This is a genomic window from Hungatella sp. SL.1.14 (assembly GCF_024460495.1).
Taxonomy (GTDB): domain Bacteria; phylum Bacillota; class Clostridia; order Lachnospirales; family Lachnospiraceae; genus Hungatella; species Hungatella hathewayi.
The window spans coordinates 1-440 of sequence record NZ_JANFYJ010000122.1; the positions used below are offsets into that span (position 1 = coordinate 1).

Annotated in this window: 1 protein-coding gene; it reads right to left on the reverse strand. The window is 48.4% G+C overall.

All coding sequences use genetic code 11. The annotated features are described in order from the left end of the window. Positions 1–440: response regulator (locus NE473_RS30250; protein ID WP_502802853.1), on the reverse strand; the 440-nt coding region annotated here is incomplete at both ends.

The following is a 440-nucleotide window of genomic DNA, read 5'->3' on the forward strand; positions in this document are numbered from 1 at the left end:
TGAACAGGATCATGACAAGCTCCCGGTCACTGCGGAAGTATTTCACCGTCCGCTCCTGCCGTTCTTCAAAATACGAAAGGATGGTTCCCAGGAACTCCGCTCTCACTCTGACGGCTTCCCTCGCCTCAAATAACAACACTTGGAAACACGTTCTCCGATCTGCCGGAAATTCCGGGAATCGGCAGTTATCGAGGAGCTCGTCTGTAATTTTCCCCCCGATCAGCCCCTTGACCACAAATTCCTCGATCACCGGCAGATTACAACGGAGAGATGATTTTAAGTATGCCGTTTCGTGGTTTGCAAAGCAGTGATCCACGGCTTTTTGGATCGCAGCTTCCAGTTCATCAATAGAAAACGGTTTTTCCACAAAGCTTACTGCTGATAAACTGATCGCAGCAATTAAATTCTCCTTCTCCGCATAGCCGCTGATAAAAATCAGG